The sequence below is a fragment of the Ciceribacter sp. L1K22 genome (assembly GCF_017599385.1).
Lineage (GTDB): Bacteria > Pseudomonadota > Alphaproteobacteria > Rhizobiales > Rhizobiaceae > Allorhizobium.
The window spans coordinates 2,276,929-2,294,412 of record NZ_JAGFPK010000001.1 but is presented as its reverse complement, the minus strand read 5'-3'; the positions used below and the strand labels follow the sequence as shown (position 1 = coordinate 2,294,412).

General features: G+C 63.1%; 4 protein-coding genes. 1 reads left to right on the top strand and 3 read right to left on the bottom strand.

What is annotated here, in order from left to right; genetic code table 11:
- The first annotated feature begins 12 nt into the window (after positions 1-12).
- The gene (locus J5J09_RS11390) at positions 13-14,541 is read left to right on the top strand and encodes a PLxRFG domain-containing protein (protein WP_208550468.1); all 14,529 of its coding nucleotides are present in this window, start codon (positions 13-15) and stop codon (positions 14,539-14,541) included.
- Here the strand turns inward: J5J09_RS11390 and J5J09_RS11385 are convergent.
- The 3 genes from J5J09_RS11385 to J5J09_RS11375 all read right to left on the bottom strand — a co-directional run bounded on the left by J5J09_RS11385 (position 14,538) and on the right by J5J09_RS11375 (position 17,451).
- Positions 14,538-15,014 (bottom strand): hypothetical protein, encoded by a 477-nt coding sequence (locus J5J09_RS11385; RefSeq protein WP_208550457.1) that lies wholly within the window; start codon positions 15,012-15,014, stop codon positions 14,538-14,540. The genes J5J09_RS11390 and J5J09_RS11385 overlap by 4 nt on opposite strands.
- 71 nt (positions 15,015-15,085) lie before the next feature.
- Entirely contained in the window at positions 15,086-16,360 is a 1,275-nt protein-coding gene (locus J5J09_RS11380) for a hypothetical protein (RefSeq protein WP_208550453.1), read from the bottom strand.
- The gene (locus J5J09_RS11375; protein ID WP_208550449.1) at positions 16,357-17,451 is read right to left on the bottom strand and encodes a tail fiber domain-containing protein; all 1,095 of its coding nucleotides are present in this window, start codon (positions 17,449-17,451) and stop codon (positions 16,357-16,359) included. The genes J5J09_RS11380 and J5J09_RS11375 overlap by 4 nt, the downstream gene beginning before the upstream one ends.
- Positions 17,452-17,484 lie beyond the last annotated feature (33 nt).

Genomic DNA, 17,484 nt, shown 5'->3' with positions numbered 1-17,484 from the left:
GGAGCCCGCACCATGCCCATCGTCCTCGGTCTCGGTCAGTCCGAATGGAAAGACCCGCTGAACCTGTTCGGCACGCAGCCGGGCATTGCTCCGCCTAAACCGGATACGACTGCCACCACCAGGACGCAGACCCCGGCTGTCGATACCGCGAAGCCGTCGCAACCACAGAGCCGTCCGTCGTTCAAACTCGACGAGACCGATCGCAACGACCTGATCAACACGATCATCGCCGAGGCCGCTGGAGAAGGCGAGGCGGGTATGGCAGGCGTCGCAGCCGTCATCCTCAACCGCTCGCAGCGGCGCGGCAAATCGCCGGGCGAGATCGTGCGGGAACCCAATCAGTTCTCCGGATACGCCAAGCCGGGCCCGGGTGCGCTCAAGGCAATGCAGGACCCCGCAATGCGGGACACGGCTGGCCAGATCCTCGACGCGGTGCTTGCCGGGCAAATCCCCGACCCGACCGGGGGCGCCGATCATTTCAAGACAAGCGCTGTCTCTCCCGGCTGGGCCGACCAGATGACGAAGACGACGTCGATCGGGGCTCATGAGTTCTACGACAGCGGTCGCCGGCCAAAGACGAAGGACATGCCGACATTCGACGAGGCCGTCGCGTCCAGCACTGCCAGCACATCCAGCGCCGAACCGTTCGACGCGGTCCTAGCCGGCGACAAGAAGCCATCCGGCGGGCTGCAGGCGCTGGTGAAAGAACCGGACGTCGCGCCCGGCAGCGTCGGATCGCTGACGTTTGTTCACAAGGGTCAGGAAAAGATCGACCCGAGTTTTCGGGGCATTCTGGAGACAGTGTCCACCGATCTCGGACAAGGCCTTATTGTCACCTCGGGATATCGTTCCCCGAGCCATCCAGTCGAGGCCCGGAAGAAGACGCCGGGCGAGCACGCGCGCGGCACGGCAATCGATATAGACATGCGCGGGATGTCCGAAGAGCAGCGGGCCGGATTGGTCGCGTCGCTCATGGCGCGTGGGGTCCGTCGGTTCGGCACTTATTCCGGCAGCCCGAACATGCTGCACGTCGATATGAAGGACCAGACCGGTGCCGGAACGCCATGGTTCATGCACGACCGCAGCAACCGCAACATCGAAAAGGCGCCGTCCTGGTTCCGCGCCATTGCTGCGAACCCCGGTTCGGTTTCGACCGCGACCGCCTTCGCGCCTGGTCAAAAGGCGCCCGGTCCGATCAAGTCACCCGCTATCGAGGAGAACCCGGCGCGGCCCACGGCTGGCGCCATCATCCTTGACCGCAATTTCACGCCGGCGAACGGCCTCGGACTGTTCCAGGGCGAAAACCCGTTCCAGATCGCGGCTCAGAAGAACGTCGAAACGCAAAACGCTGCGATCAATGCACAGTCCGAAGCGAACCGGATGCGCGGGTTCAGCCAGAACAGCGTCCCGCAGGATCCGGCGCAGATGCCACCCGACCCGTCGCTCGACCTGGTGGCGGAAAACCCGGAACGCTTCGAGGTCATCGACGAGAGCCAACTCGGCGACTGGCAAGAGCAATGGGAGAAGGACAATCGGTCCGGCGGGCTCGGGGGCGACGTCTGGCGCATCCTGAAATCCGGCACGGTCGCTGTGGGGCAGTCGCTGTCGTCCATCGCCGACACCTTGTTTCGGAAAATCCCCGGCGGCGAAAGGTTTCTCCAGGCATCGGACGAGATCGACCGCTGGGCCATGGGCGAGACGGCGTATCAGGCCATGGATACCGCCAGGACCCGCGCCAACGCGTCTGTCACAGAGCGCCAGCAAGAAGCGGACGTCAAGAACTGGTGGGACGAGGAAAACGGATGGTTCGGCCCGGCGTGGCGCGACCCGCGATCCTATGTCCGCGTCGTGGGCGAAAGCGCACCGGGCACCATCGTCACGATGGCACCGGGCGGCATCCTTGCCCGTGGCGCGTATCTGCGCGCTCTGGCCGGTGGGGCGACGCAAAAAGCAGCGGCGGCAACGGCGGCACGCACCGCAACGCTTTCAGGTGCGTTGCTCGAGGGTGGCCTCGGCGCCGGAGATTCCGCCAAGAACGTGCGGGACCGGATTGACGCGATCCCACACGAGCAGCTCGCGCAATCGGAAGCCGTCATTGCGCTGGTCGAAGGCGGCATGACGGAGGACGAGGCCATCGCGGCGATCCGGGAGGACGCGGCGACACAGGCCTTCGTCGTCTCCGGTGTCGCGACCGGCATGTTGGGCGGCATTGGTGACCGGACCCTTGCCAACATCATTGGCGAGGGAATCGGCGGCGGCATTGCCCGGCGCGTCGCCTCCGGCGTCGCCCGCGGCGTCATAGCCGAAGGCGTGATCGAAGAAGGCGGGCAGGGCGCGGCACAGACCATCTCCGAGAATGCGGCGGTCCGGCGCGCCGATCCGAACCAGTCCCTCACCGAAGGCCTTGGCGAAAACGTCGCGGCCGGCATCGCCGGGGGCGGTGCTATGGGCGGCGCGATGGGTGGAGCGGCCGGTGCGGCTCGGCCCGCCACGACACAAGCCTTGCCGGATGACGGCATGTCAACCGCGCCGGAGCCTGACGATGAGCCCATAGCCGGCCCGCCGACGCGGCCCGAACCAGCTGGCCCGATCGGCAGAGCCGTTCGGCACGCCGAGGACCAGATCGCAACGCGTAACGCCGGCGTCGTGCCAGCTCCCGTTGTGGCCGATGGGAGGCCCGAAATTGGCGCAACGGTCCAGGTCGACGCGGAGGGAATGGACCCGTTCATGGCGCGGGTCGATGGCTATGACGGCGATGAGGCAATCCTCATCGATGGGGGTAGCGGTGAGGTGTACCAGGTACCGATCGCCAACATTAAGCAGATCGCCAAGTCGCCCGAAACATTGGCACGCGAAAACCCGCGTCCGACCGGCCCGGTACCGATCGACGACGAAATTCCGGACTTCTCCACCGACCCGGCACTAGAACCGGCGCCGCCTGTCGCTGGAGAAGTGACAAGCGAAGGTCTGCTGCCGGCAAAAGAGCAGAAACCGGCCACAGAACGCTTCCCCGGTGCTCCAAGACCCGGCGAAAGCGTTATCGTCGATGACGACAACGGCAACCGGTTCGCGGCGAAGGTGCAGCGATACGAAAACGACGGCACCGAAGCCGTTGTCGTCGATGCTGAGGGCAAGACGTTTCAGGTTCCGGTGAACGCGCTGAAAGTGTCCAAACTGACCGACAAGCAGGTCGAACAGCAGGAGCTGAAACGCAATCCGCCGGTCGAGCGCGAAGATCCTGAGATGACACCGACGCGTCGCAAGATCGGCGAGCGCGTCGTTGAAATGCCGGACGACCGCCACGCCCGTCTGTTCGACCTCGGCCGCGAGCGTTTCCTGTCCAAACGGACACTCGGCGCTTCCACGCTCGACATCGATGCCGTTGATAACCCCTCGTTGCGAAAGCTCGCCGATGAGTACGGTGTCTCGACAACGGCGTTGGGCGCAATGGCGGATGACTACCGATACCGCGCTGAACGGGCGGCGAAGGAGGCGAAGTCGAAACTTCCGGTGAAGCTGCCACCGGTCAACGAGCGCCGGCTCGGCCAGTGGCAAGCCGAACGCAGAAAGGCCGAGGGGCGCGAGACGCCGGAGGCGGACGATCTCGCGAACTGGTGGGACGTTCAACTCACGGCACCAGAACGCAAGCGCATCCTCGGTGAGGCCGGGGTCAAGCGTAGCGAGCGGGCGATGTGGGGCGGCTTCACCCCAGCGATCAGAAACAAGCTCGAGGCGGTGAGAAACGGTGCCGCCGGAAACGTGCCAGCACCGGCACCAACGACGGTTGACGAAGCCGCGAACATCGCGGCCACCTCGCCGACGAACGACCTCCCGGAGCCGACGCAGGCGCAGAAGGAAGCCGGCAATTACAAGGTTGGCCGCGTCCGCTTGGGCGGGCTCGACCTCTCGATCGAGAACCCGGAGGGATCGGAACGGAAGGGAACCGATGCCAAGGGCAAAGCATGGTCGATCCGGATGAAGAGCCACTACGGCTACATCCGGGGCACGGTCGGGCGCGACAAGGATCACATCGACGCCTTCATCAAGCCCGGCACCGAGACCCTGCCGGACACTGCACCCGTGTTCGTGGTTGACCAGCGCGCCGGCAATGGCCGGTTTGACGAGCACAAGATCATGCTGGGCTATGACGCGATCGAGTCCGCCCGCGCCGCCTACATGGAGAACTATACCAAAGGCTGGAAGGGCCTCGGCGCCATCACGCAGACCACTCTTGCCGATTTCAAGGCGTGGCTGCGCTCGGGCAAGACGACGGAGCCTTTTGCTCAGCAGGCGACCACGCCCCCGGCCGATCCGTTTGCCACCGCACCGTGGGACGACGTGTGGGGCAGTGACGCCGACGCTGTCTCAGACGCTTTGTCGCGCATCGTGTCCATGACGGGCAGGAACGACCAGGTCATCACTGATGCGGTCCGCGCCAAAGCCACAGATGCGGAACTCTTGAAGATCGCGGCCGATGTCATGGGTGTGGGGGCGGCTCCGGGCCAGACCAGCGCGAGCGGCCGACGGTACGATGTGGAAGCCAGACCGGGGCCACGTGTCATCATCACACTGATGAAGGACGAGGGACCGAAGCGGATCGAGCTCAAGGGCAAGAACTTGGCCGACGCGTTGCGGCGTGAATACGTCGAGTCGTTGGACGAGATGAGGGCCGCTGCCGCTGCCAGGGAGGCGGCACAGGCCGAACAAAAACCGGCAAAACCAACTGTATCCGCCAATACGATTTTCACCGACGACGCAGCGGAGAAGGCACGTGCATTGTTGCGCCGCAAGCTGTCTGGCAACACGCTCAACTCGGGTATCGACCCCGAACTGCTGCAAGCCGGCATAACGCTGGCCGGCTATCACATCGAGAAGGGCGCCAGGACGTTCGCGGCCTATGCGGCGGCCATGATTACCGACCTTGGCGAAAGCGCGCGTCCCTACCTGAAATCGTGGTATATGGGGGTGAAGTATGACCCCCGCGCAGCACAGTTCGACGGCATGTCGACCGCTGCCGAGGTCGAAGCGTTCGACGTCGAAGCCATTCAGGGAGGCCCCGATGAACCTGCAGAACTGGGTAGAGCTGGCGCGGAGCCACTGGCGCGAGCACCTGCCGCAGCGGTACAAAGAACTGAAACAGGCCGGGATGCTGGAGCAGGCCCTGAACGACGCGGCGGAGCAGACGTATCGCGAGGTGGACGCGCTGGAACGGAACGGCGTCAGCCCGGAAGACGCGTGGCAGATGACGCGCGAGACGTACCTCCTGCCGCCAGAAGAGAGCGGGACGACGGCACGGGCGAGCTCTTCGGTCAGCCACGAGGCGATGAAAGCCGTGGCAGCGGGACAAAGGACGATGCCGGCGAAATAGGTGCGTTCGGCCCGATCCTACGCGGATTCGAAGGGCGTTGGCGCGACGCGGCGCTCGAACTGGAGCGTCGACAGACAGGCGATGCGATCGCTGCGTTGTCTCATCGCGATATTGGCGCAATAGACCTGGTATGGGGCCATGCAGGCACCAATCAGCACAACGGCGCGGGTCTGGCAAAGCTCATCGCGTGGCACCCCGAAGTCCTCCAGGATCTCCAATGGTTTCTTGACCGTCTCCACGTGGACGAGGCACGGCGCACCGCGCGCCGTGTGCAACTCGTCGATGCGACGGGGCGCGCAGGCGTGCGGCTGGACTTCGACGGGGCGAGCAAGACGTGGCTGCTGACAGCGTTCGAGAGCACCGCGCCACGGCGAAAGGAGGCCAACACCAAGAGTTTGTCTGAGGTTTGGGAAAGTGGCGGAAGCGGTGCCACGTCAGACACCACCGCTTTGGAACCCTCGGATGCCAACGCTAGCCTCGGGACCGCCACCACCGTTAAGATAAGCGATCAGCTCAAGAATGTCCAATCTCAAGCTGTACCGGCGCAGCAGCTCCCGACGGACTATGTCATCACCGAACAAGATGAGCTCGGGCAGGCTGGCGAAAAGAAGAAGTTCAACGCCAACGTTGCCGCGATCCGCGTTCTTCGGACCCTCGACGCTGAAAAGCGTCCCGCGACGCGCGACGAACAGAGCGTCCTTGCCAAGTGGGTCGGCTGGGGCGGACTGCGATCCGCGTTCTACCGCGAGGACGGCTCGGTCGCGAAGGGGTGGGAGAAGCAGGCGGCAGAGTTGAAGGCGCTGCTGACCGCAGAGGAGTATCGTGCGGCCGAATCCTCGACCAGGAACGCGCACTACACCTCGCCTGAGATAGTCGCGGCCGTGTGGGACATCGTCGATCGTCTCGGGTTCAAGGGAGGCCAGATCCTCGAACCCTCGGTCGGTGCAGGCAACTTCCTAGGTATGATGCCCGGTCCGATCCGGGACGGCAGCAAGGTCACCGGTGTGGAGCTCGACCATATCACTGGCTCGATCGCCAAGAACCTCTACCCCAAGGCCAATATTCAGGCCCCGATCGGTTTTGAGAAGATCACGCTTCCCAACGACTATTTCGACCTGGTGGTGGGAAACCCGCCTTTCGGCAGCGAGCGCGTCTATGACAAGGACCGTCGCCACCTCAACAAGCTTTCTATCCATAACTTCTTCTTCGCCAAGTCAATCGAGACACTTCGCCCGGGCGGCGTCGCCGTCATGATCGTCACCAACCGATTCCTCGACGGCCAGTCCGCCGCGGCTCGTAACCTGATCCATAAGCAAGCCGATCTGGTCGGCGCCATCCGCTTGCCGAACGACGCCTTCCTGAAAAATGCCGGGACCGAGGTGACGACAGACATCATCGTGCTTCGGAAGCGCATGCCCGGCGACACGCCGGCGTCGTCGGATTGGCTCGAGGTGCAAGACTATGGCGGCCGGGATGGGACGCCAGTCCCGCTCAACCGCTATTTCGTGGCAAATCCTGACATGATGCTGGGAGAGTTCGGCGCGTTCGGCACCATGTACGGTCCCGACGAACCGGCGCTGATCGCGCGGGGCGGGCAGGACACGCCGGCCGAGCTGCGTCGAGCCACAGAGTCGATGCCGAGCGGAATTGCGGCTCAAACAACGCTGGACGTTGTCGAGCAGATAGCGGTACCGGAAACCGTGACTGATGTGCAGATCGGCTCGATGTTCCTCGCGCCCGATGGCACGATCCACCAGCGAACCGCCGACAGCATCGGTCAGCCCCAGTCCAAGCCGATCGAGTTCCAGAATGAAACGTCGCGGGACCGCGTCACGGGCATGGTCCGCGTGAGGGATGCCTTCGCGCGTCTTCGGCGTGCCCAGATCGACGACGCCGCTACCGATGCCAAGGTCGAGAACCTCCGAGGCCGGTTGAACGCGGTCTATGACGCCTTCGTCAAGAAACACGGACCGATTAACAGCGACGCAAACAAGCGGCTGTTTCGCGATGATCCGACGTGGCCGCAGATCGCAGCGCTGGAGAACAATTTCGACAAGGGTATCAGCGCCGCCGTGGCAAAGACCACGGGCGAAAAGGCGCGGCCCGCTACGGCCGACAAAGCTCCGATCTTCTCCAAGCGGACGCAGCAGCCCTACCGGCGGCCAGATCGCGCGACCAGTGCCAAAGACGCACTGGCTACAGTGCTCAACGACAAGGGCCGGGTCGATCTCGACGCGATGGCAGCGCTCTATGGCAAGTCGCAGGACGAGATCGTTGCCGAGCTCGGGCCGCTACTGTTCAGGACGCCGGCAGGTAGCTACGAAACCGCAGACGGGTATCTCTCCGGCAACGTCAAGCAAAAGCTCGCCGAAGCGGAACGAGCCGCCGAACAGGATACGCAATTCCGGCGCAACGTGAGTGCGCTGCGTGACGTCATTCCGGCCGACATCGACGCGGTGGACATCGATGTGAAGCCCGGCGCCCCGTGGGTGCCGCCAAACCACGTCGAGGACTTCATCCTGCACATCGCGCAGGCCAAGACGGGCGCTCGCGCAACCTATTCCAACGGCAACGCGCGATGGGAGCTCGTCGTACCGCAAGGCAGCGCCGCCGCTGGGACGCTTTGGGCCACGGACCGCGCGTCACTGTCGAGCGTTCTAACCTCGGTCCTAAACGGACAGACCATCACGGTCTACGACAGGAGGTGGGACGGCAATAGCGTCCTCAATCAGCCGGCGACGGATGCGGCCAACGAAAAGGCTGAAAGGGTCAAGACCGAATGGCGTCGGTGGCTGTGGGACGATGACGCTCGCCGGGTCGAGCTCGCCCGGCTCTACAACGACACGTTCAATACGACGGTGCAGCGGGTCTATGACGGGTCGCACCTTAGCCTGCCCGGCAAGGTGGGCGACGACATCATTGCGTTCAGGCCCCACCAGAAGAACTTTGTCTGGCGGACGTTGCAGTCCGGCACGGCGCTTGCCGATCACACCGTCGGCGCCGGCAAGACCTTCGCGGCGATCGCCTCTGTCATGGAGAAACGCAGGATCGGCCAGGCGCGCAAACCGATGATGGTCGTGCCGAACCACCTTGTCGGGCAGTGGGCCGCCGATTTCATCAAGCTCTATCCCGGCGCAAAGGTGCTCGCCGCGACCAAGAAGGATTTCGAGAAGGAGAACCGCAAGCGCTTCTTCGCCCGGATCGCCACGGGCGATTGGGACGCGGTCATTGTGGCGCATTCCTCGTTCGGCCGCATCGGGATGAACCCCGAGTTCGAGGTGAAGTTCATCCAGGAGCAAATGGACGATCTGGAAGCATCGATCACGCAACTCCGTCAGAAAACCGGGGAGCACTCGCGCAACATCGCTCAGCTCAGCAAGTGGCGCGACAACCTGAAATCCAAGATGGAGCGGCTGCTCGATTCCGGGAAGAAGGACGACGGACTGACGTTCGACGAGCTCGGCGTAGACGCGCTCTATTTCGACGAGATGCACGAGTTCAAGAACCTTGCCTTTGCCACGGGCATGACGCGTGTGGCCGGTCTCGGCAACCCGGCGGGCAGCCAGAAGGCGGCCGACGCCTACATGAAGATCCAGTTTGTGTTGCAGCGGACCGGGGGTAACAATGTGGTGGGCCTCACCGGCACGCCGCTCAGCAACACCATGGCGGAGATGTACACGGTTCAGCGGTACCTTGCGGGCGACACGCTAAAGAAGCTTGGTATTGCCCATTTCGATGCATGGGCCAAAGTCTTCGGCGAGGTCGTGACCGACTGGGAACTGTCGCCAAGCGGGCAGTACAAACTCAATAGCCGCTTCGCAAAGTTCGTGAACCTGCCCGAACTGATGCAGAGCTACCTGTCGTTCGCCGACGTCATCACCAACGACGACATCAAGGCCCAACTGGCGGCGATCGGGAAGACGCTGCCGCTGCCAAAGGTCAAAGGCGGCAAGCCGACAAACATCACGGTAGAGCGAAGCCGAGACCAGGCATCGTTCATCGGTGAGGGCAGGGCGGATGCGGACGGCAATCTGACCTTCCCCAAGGGCTCGTTGGTGTGGCGCGCGGAAAATCTTCCCAAGAAGGTCGAAAAGGGCGCCGACAACATGCTCAAAGTCATGTCCGACGCGCGCAAAGCCGCGCTCGACATGCGCCTCATTGATGCGAGTTACGCGGATGACCCGGCATCGAAGGTGCATCGCGCCGCCGACGAGATGGTGCGGCTCTACAGGGCGTGGGACGAGAAAAAGGGCACGCAACTCGTGTTCATCGACCTGTCGACGCCCAAAAAGGCCAAGGCACGGGAGGAGGCGGCACTCCGTGCCCTTATCAAGCAGGCCGATGAGGGTAACGAAGCGGCACAAGAGAAGCTGGATGCAATGTCGCCAGACGAGTTCCTCGCGCTGCAGAGCCCGTTTTCGGTCTATGACGATCTGCGCGAGAAGCTGGTCCAGCGTGGTATTCCGCCCGAGGAGATCGCTTTCATCCACGACGCGAACACCGAAGCGCAAAAGGAAGAATTGTTTGGCAAGGTGCGTTCGGGACGGGTCCGATTCCTGTTTGGTTCGACGGCAAAGATGGGTGCCGGTACCAACGTGCAAAACAGGCTTGTCGCGCTGCACCACCTCGACGCGCCGTGGCGACCGTCCGACCTCGAACAGCGCGACGGGCGCGGTATCCGCCAGGGTAACGAGCTCTACCTCGATGACCCCGTCGGTTTCGAGATCGAAATCCTCCGCTATGCGACGAAGAACACGCTGGACGCGCGGCAGTGGCAAACCATCGAAGCCAAGGCGCGGTTCATCCAGCAGGTCCGCAAGGGCAATGTGAAGACGCGCGAGATCGAGGACATTGCCGGCGAGGCAGCCAATGCCGCCGAGATGAAAGCCGCCGCGTCTGGCAATCCGCTCATTCTGGAGGAGATGGAAACCAGGCGTAAGCTACGCCAGTTGGAGCAGCAGTCGGTTGAGCACGACCGCGAGCAGCACCGGATCAAGGCACGTATCCGGTCGCTCACCGATGAGGTTGAGGCAATCGAGGCCCGTAGCAAGGCTGTTGCGGCCGATGCTGCCGCAGCGGCAAAGGCAACCGATGCGCCGCTATCCATCACGTTCGACGGTGCGTCATTCGACAAACCGAAGGAGTTCGGCGCCGCCGTCATTGCCGCGATCCGAAAGGAGATCATTAGCAACACCGGCCGGACGCCCGAGGGCAGGTTTGCGGATTTCGCGATCACGACGGAGATCGAGGATGCGCGATCCTTCTCGCTCTTCATCACTGGCGAGCGCGAGTATGTCGTTTATGTCCCGGATGCGGCCGATGTGGATCCGACCGGCCTCGCGATGCGGGTGCTGAACACGGTTCGGAAGCTGACCACGTATCCGGAGATCGATCAGGAACGCGTCGTCGAAGCCAGAGCTCAAATTCCGGAGCTGGAGAAGCAGATCGGCCCATGGTCCAACGAACAGGAGCTGTCCGATACCGCGGCGCGTCACAAGCGCCTGCTGGACCTCTTGAAACCGAAACGGGCAGGTCAGAGCGCTACAGCAGCGGCGACCAAGCGACCCGACCCCGTCGTCACCAATGTCGACGGCAAAATGAAGTCCCTGCCGCTACCGGAACGTGCCGAGGGGGAGACGATGTTCGCTTGGGCGAAGCGGCACCTTCTCGACCGTGGCCGTAACACAGGGCACGAGTTCCTGTTCGCGATCGACGACGACGGCACCGTCGTCGAGTATGGCACGGGTGGCGAACCGCGCTCTACCGGCATGAATGCAAAGCTCGCCGGAGCGCTGGAAAATCCGGACCGACGCCTGGTCGTGCTACACAATCATCCGAGCAACAGCCCCGTCAGTCTGCAGGACATCTCCTTTCTCGGTTACCCCGGTCTCTACGCGGCTTGGGCCATTGGGCACGGCGGACGAAACACGCGCATCGAGTTAACCGCGGCGGCCAAGGCAAAGCTGTCAGCCTCCGGGCGGACACCTGAGCAGGCCGTTGCGCTGTTCAAGCAGCAACTCCTCGAGGCGAGGACCGGACCCCAGAACCACCTTCGCCAGTTGTTCAATGCAAGGGCTCTAACCCTGGAAGCAGCGAACGCCGCCGACGCCAGCATCGCCGCGACGATCGCGGAACGGGCCGGCATTATCGACTTTTCTGACAATCAGCGTTACGATCCAGCGTCCGTTCCCGGTCTGGATGACGTGCTCAACGCTGCCGCATCTACTTTAGCGAGGAAGTTCTTCGATGACCGTAACGCTAAGATCCGTCAACAAGGGGCTGATCGATCCGCCGAGCCCCTTCGACACATTGGCGAACTGGAAGGAATGGGAACGGGCGGTCAGCAAATGGCCCCCGTCGGACCCGGATCGACAGGTCTATCTGAAGGAGGCGCGCGAGGCTATCCGCGCGAAGGCGGACGCCGCGTAACCCAGCGGCGCATTGCTTCTGAACTGAACGGCAAGCTGACCGATTTGCAGCCAGCCCTGCTCAAGGCCGTACCGCTCAACTATTTCACCGAGCTCGCCCAGCCGAACATGACGGCGGTGGCCGACTATCTCCGCGTCAAGCGTCTGATGGATGCTTTCCGCGGCCAGATGCACGCCCGGTCCGATGAAGTGGCGGGCGAGTGGCTGAAATACATGCGCCTCGGTTTCGCCGGCAAGGACAAAGCCAAGGCGCAGCAGCTTGCCGACCTGATGCACGACGCCACTCTTGCCGGCGTGGACCCGGCCGCCACCGATGAGGAAACCACGGCAAAGCCGGGATACCAGGCGTTGCGCAAACGGTACATGGCGATGCCGCCAAAGGGCAGGGAGCTCTACCAGAAGGTCCGCGACGCATATTTCGAGCAGCAGCTCCAACTCGATGAAATCCTGCTCGACAACGTGCGTAAGGCGCAGGAAATCGCGCTGGCCCGCGCCGATGAGCGCTATAAGCGGACCATGCAGAGGATCCGCGACGCGCGCCTTACCGGTCCTGAACTCAGGCGAGCCGAAGAAGACGCGTTGAGCGCCCACAAAGCCGAGACCACGAAGGCGAAATGGGCAGCCAAGGCCCGGATGACGAAGATGCGGATAGCGTTCGAGTCGAGCCGGGTAGAAAAGCCCTACTTCCCGCTCGGTCGGTTCGGGCGCTATTTCGTGACGGTCCGTGACGTCGACGGCAGCGTCTTGAGCTTCTCGAAGTTCGAACGGGCGGCCGAACGCGACCGTTTCGCCGAAGAGATGCGCGGCTCCTATCCCGCAGCCAAAGTTGAGGCCGGAGTGATGGAGCAGGGCAGCGATCTACGCAAAGCGATGGACCCCCGCATTGTCGCCGAGATTGAGGAAATTCTCGGTGGTGCCGGAGTTGATCATGCCGTGATGGACATGATCTGGCAGCGATACCTCGAGGCGATGCCAGACCTATCCGCCCGCAAGCGGTTCATCCACCGCAAAGGCACGGCGGGATACAGCGGCGACGCGTTGCGCGTTTTCTCGTCCCACATGTTCCATGCCTCTCACCAGATGGCCCGCCTGAAATACGGCCTTGAGCTCCAGGAGCTCGTCGATCAAAGCATCGACCAGGCGAAGGAGGCCAAGGATCAAACCAAGGCGATGACGCTGGCGAACGAACTATCGAAGCGGCACGACTGGGTCATGAACCCGACAGGAAGCAGCGTGGCGCAGACCATGACCAGTGCTGCGTTCGTCTGGTATCTCGCCTCGTCGCCCGCAGCAGCAGCGGTCAACATGACCCAAACCGTTATGCTTGGCCTACCGATCCTCGGCGCCCGATTTGGCAGCACGGCTAAAGCCGCTGCCGCCATCGCCAAGGCGTCGATCGACTCGATCAGCGGTCGAGGCACAGTAACGCGAGCATCCCTGTCCAAAGACGAACGGGCCGCGATGAATGCGTTCTACGATAGCGGACTGATTGACCGCACACAGAGCCACGATCTTGCCGGTGTCGGTGATACAGGGGTCAACTATTCTCCGCTGAAAGCGAGGGTCATGGCGGTGATCTCTTGGGCGTTCCACCGTGCCGAGGTCTGGAACAGAGAGGTGACCGCACTCGCGGCTTATCGGATGGCGCGTGAGAAGGGCCAGACCATGTCCGAAGCGATCGACACGGCGCATGATCTGACGTGGAAAACCCACTTCGACTATTCGAACTCGTCGCGGCCCGCCGTGATGCAGAACGATTTCGCCAAGGTCGCGTTGGTGTTCCGCCAGCACAACATCAACATGCTTTACCGCGTCGCTCGAGACGTGCACCAGTCCGTCGCCGGCATGTCGCCGCAGGCGCGCCGCGAAGCGCGGTACCAACTCGCCGGTGTCGTTGGCATGATGTCGCTTATGGCCGGCGTGACCGGTACGATCGGGTTCAACCTCCTGATGTCTGTCCTGGGCATGGTGTTCGGCGACGACGACGATCCACTGGAGTTCAACGAGCGGTTCCGGGCCGACGTGCTCGACATTCTGGGACCGGAGCTCGGCGGGGTGGTACTCAATGGGGTTCCGGGCCACTACCTCGGAATAGACCTGTCGTCCCGCATAGGGATGCCGGATCTGTGGTTCCGGTCGCCGACCCGTGAGTTGCAGGGCAAGGACGAGTATCAATATTGGCTGAGCCAAGGTCTCGGAGCCACGGTCAGTTTGGGTGAATCGCTCTTCGTCGGCGCAAAGACTGTGATGGAAGGGGACACCGCGCGGGGCATTGAAATGATGGCGCCAAAGGCGGTGCGCGACATCATGAAGGCGTATCGCTACAGCGACGAGGGCCTGACCACGCTCAAGGGCGAGGAGATGGTTTCGCCAGATGAGATTGGTTGGCACGGCGTGGTGGCGCAGTCGATCGGCTTCATGCCGGCCGTCGTTGCCGAAACGTGGGACCGCAACACCGCTCTCAAGAACGCCGAGACCAGAATCCTCGACGAGCGCCAGCGCGTGATCAATAAGTGGGCCATGGCAGTCTTGGCGAAAGAGGATTCGAGCCAAGCGCTCGCCGCGATCAAGGCCTTCAACGCTCGGCCATACAGCATCGGGGTGAAGATCACGCGCGAGACGCTCGAACGGTCGATCAAGACCCGGGCACGGAACCGCGCCAAACGGGAGGAGGGGGTTCTGATCCAGAACCCCGCCTTGGGCAAGGCTCTACGGGATCAACTGCCGGAGGCGATTTATCGCTAATCTCCGCAGTGGCTCACGCCGTTCTTGACCGCTCTTTCCCATTCTGGGCCGAGCGCGGCTCGGGCTGATAGAGCATTGTTTGCGCCCGGCTCGCCTTCCCTGAACATCCGCACCCTGAGCGACTGGTGATGACCGCCTGCAACGAAGGTTGGGCCGGGGGTATATGTCGTCGTCGCGTTGATCGACGTCATGCCGCCATAGGTCGTCGCAGTGCCGAACGTGTTGTACTGCCCCGGCATCTGCACCGTCCTGACATCGTTGTAACGATCCGCGCCAAGTATGACGTAGCGGTCATATCCAGCCTTCAAAGTCTCGATCGCGGCGACGCGCTGCGCCACCTTCGCTGCGCCCATTCCGCCGCAGATCGGCGCTGCCCTGGTGCTGACAACCATCTCGTTGCTAGAGGTCCGCATCGTGTCGCTCTGCGCGCACGATGCCAGAGCCAACAGACCAATCAGCCATGCATTTTTCATCTTCGCCCCCTCCATTGATGGCGAATTAATGCACGCAGAGATGGAATTGGCAACTCCTCGCGCTAGGCGGGCTATCTCGGCCCGCCGCGCATGATGCCGACCGCGCCTTGAGGGGCCTGAGCCTGCTGCAAGGCCTGTCGCAACGCTGGGGGCCACAGATTCTGAGACACGTTGTTCTGGAGCAGGATTTCCGCGACGCGCTGCGGCGGCACGCCCTGTTGCAGAAGTGTTTCCGCCTCGCCCACCGCGGATGTGACCGCCTGCTCGCGTGCTGCGCGGGGATCGCGTGGGGGCGCCTCGCGTGGGGGCGGGGTATCGCGGCGGGTAGGGGCTCGACGTTCCGGCGCGGCACGCTCGGCGGGAGGTTCGACCGGCTTGCCGGTGGCCCGATCCACAACAACCTTGCGATCGTTGCTGGCCGGTGCCGTGGTTGACCCCGTTCTCTGCGATGTTTGGCCGGTGCCGGGCTGGCCGGTCAGGAGCTCGATCTCCTTCTCGATCAGTTCTTCCTGCTTTTCTCGCGGCAAATCGTCGAACGTCGGTTCCTCACCGCCAAGTCCGCCGTCCATCCGCTTTCGCAGATTGGTCACTGCCGTTGACCGAACCTTGCCGTCGTTCGACTTTGACTTTGTCCCGTAGGCCTGGTCGATCTTTTTCTTTTCCTCGTACTTCCTGAGCTCGCCGGCCTCTTTCGCCGCGCTCTCGCGCGCCGCGATCTGGGTCTGCCACGCAGCTTCGGGGTTCAGATACGTGGCCAGCAGGTTGGGAACGTCAGCGGCGCGGAAGTCCTGAGTGATCGGCTTTCCATCGGGGTCGCTCATGTTGAGCCGGTAGCCGACAACGGGTCCGCCCTCTGTCTCGTGGATCGTGTCGAAACCCTTGATGTCGTAGCTGTGATCGAGGTAGCCGCGAAGCTTTCCAACCTCCACTGCATCGGTCAGCGCGCCCTGGACGTCGCCGTTTTGCGCCTTGAATATTGCGTTCATGGATAGCTTGGCACCAAGCTTGGTTTCTGCTGCCTCGCCCCATTCCATCACCTTGCGGGCGGATTCGATATCGCCGTTGGCGAGATAGGTCTGACGCATCTTGGGCAAGGCATAGTCGGCCCAGAAGGTGTCGAAGTCATTGGGCTGCGCCGTTCCAGCGGCAACCCGGCTGTCGAACTCGCGTTGTGCCCCGATTCCGATCTCGGAAATCGCCTTCCGCTCGTCCTCGCTGCGTTGATACTCGGCGTCGGCCCTCGCATCGAGCATCTTTCTCCGCTTGCGCTGGTCCATCGCTTCGCGGGCGTCCATGCCCCGCGTGAAACCGTCCATGAAGCCACCAAGGCCGATTCCGATATTCATGCCGCTTCCCTCATCATCGGTTCAGCGTTTCGCCTGCGAGCGGGCCGTCGACCGGCGCCGATACCCACTGCTTCCGCGATCCGCTCGATTTTCTTGTCGACGTCCTGGACCGCCTTCATCGTGATGCCGATCGCATCCTGCATGTTGATCATTTTTCCGTCGCCTTTGCCGGTCGCCCGCGCGAAATCATCGGCGTACGGGCCGACATGATGGCCACCATCGGCAATGCCGGGTTTATAATCCCATTCCTCTACCGGCATCTCATTGACTGCGGCGATCGCGGCCCCGTCCTCGATTGGTGTCTTGTTTTCCTTGTAGTCAGGCGAGGATGGCGCAAACAGGCCCAACACGCCGCCAAGGAAGGAGCCCATGCCGGCCGCACCCTGCGCCGCCATCTGCTGCTGGGTCCGCCATGCATCGACTTGCAGCCCGTATTGCTGGTTAAGCGTCGAGCCCATTCCCTGGTAGCCCGCCATCGCGCCCTGAAACCCGCTGCTCATGATGCCAGGAGCGGCGAGGGCCTGCGCATTGGTCGCCTGCGCCCCGGAAAGGGCGGTGCCACTGGCGGCCACGCTGCCCGCAGCGCCACCGGCGGCCTGAGCCGGCAGTCCACGGCCCATGTTGACCACGTCGGCCCTCAGAGCCAAGCCACGGTCGCGCAGATCCTGACGCGCCTTGTTCGCCGCGCCTGCCTCGGCCAGAGTCGTGTTCATCCGCACCGAAGCGTCGACGCCCTTAAACCGCCCCGATGCAGGGCTGATGCCATATGACGCGGCCTCCCGAAGACTGGTGTCGCGGGCCGATGCCGCGGCGGTCCTGACATCGGCGCGCGCCTCCGACGCTGCCTGACGCTGGCGTGCGACGGAATCGTAGTTCGTCGCTTCCTGGATGTACTTGTTTTCGAGCGGCCGGAACGTTTCGTTGTACCGCTGCCGGTCCGCCCGCGCCCAGCCCGCCTGCTCGCGCGCGAGCCCGAGTTGCTGCTCCGTGACCCGCGTCGTGAGCTTGTCGAGATCGTTCTGCCGGGACTGGGTGATTTTGAACGCGTCGCGGGCGAAACTTAGCCACTGCTCGCCCGTCTTGGCCTGCATGATCGCGGCCTTGCCGATATTCTTGTCTGGCTT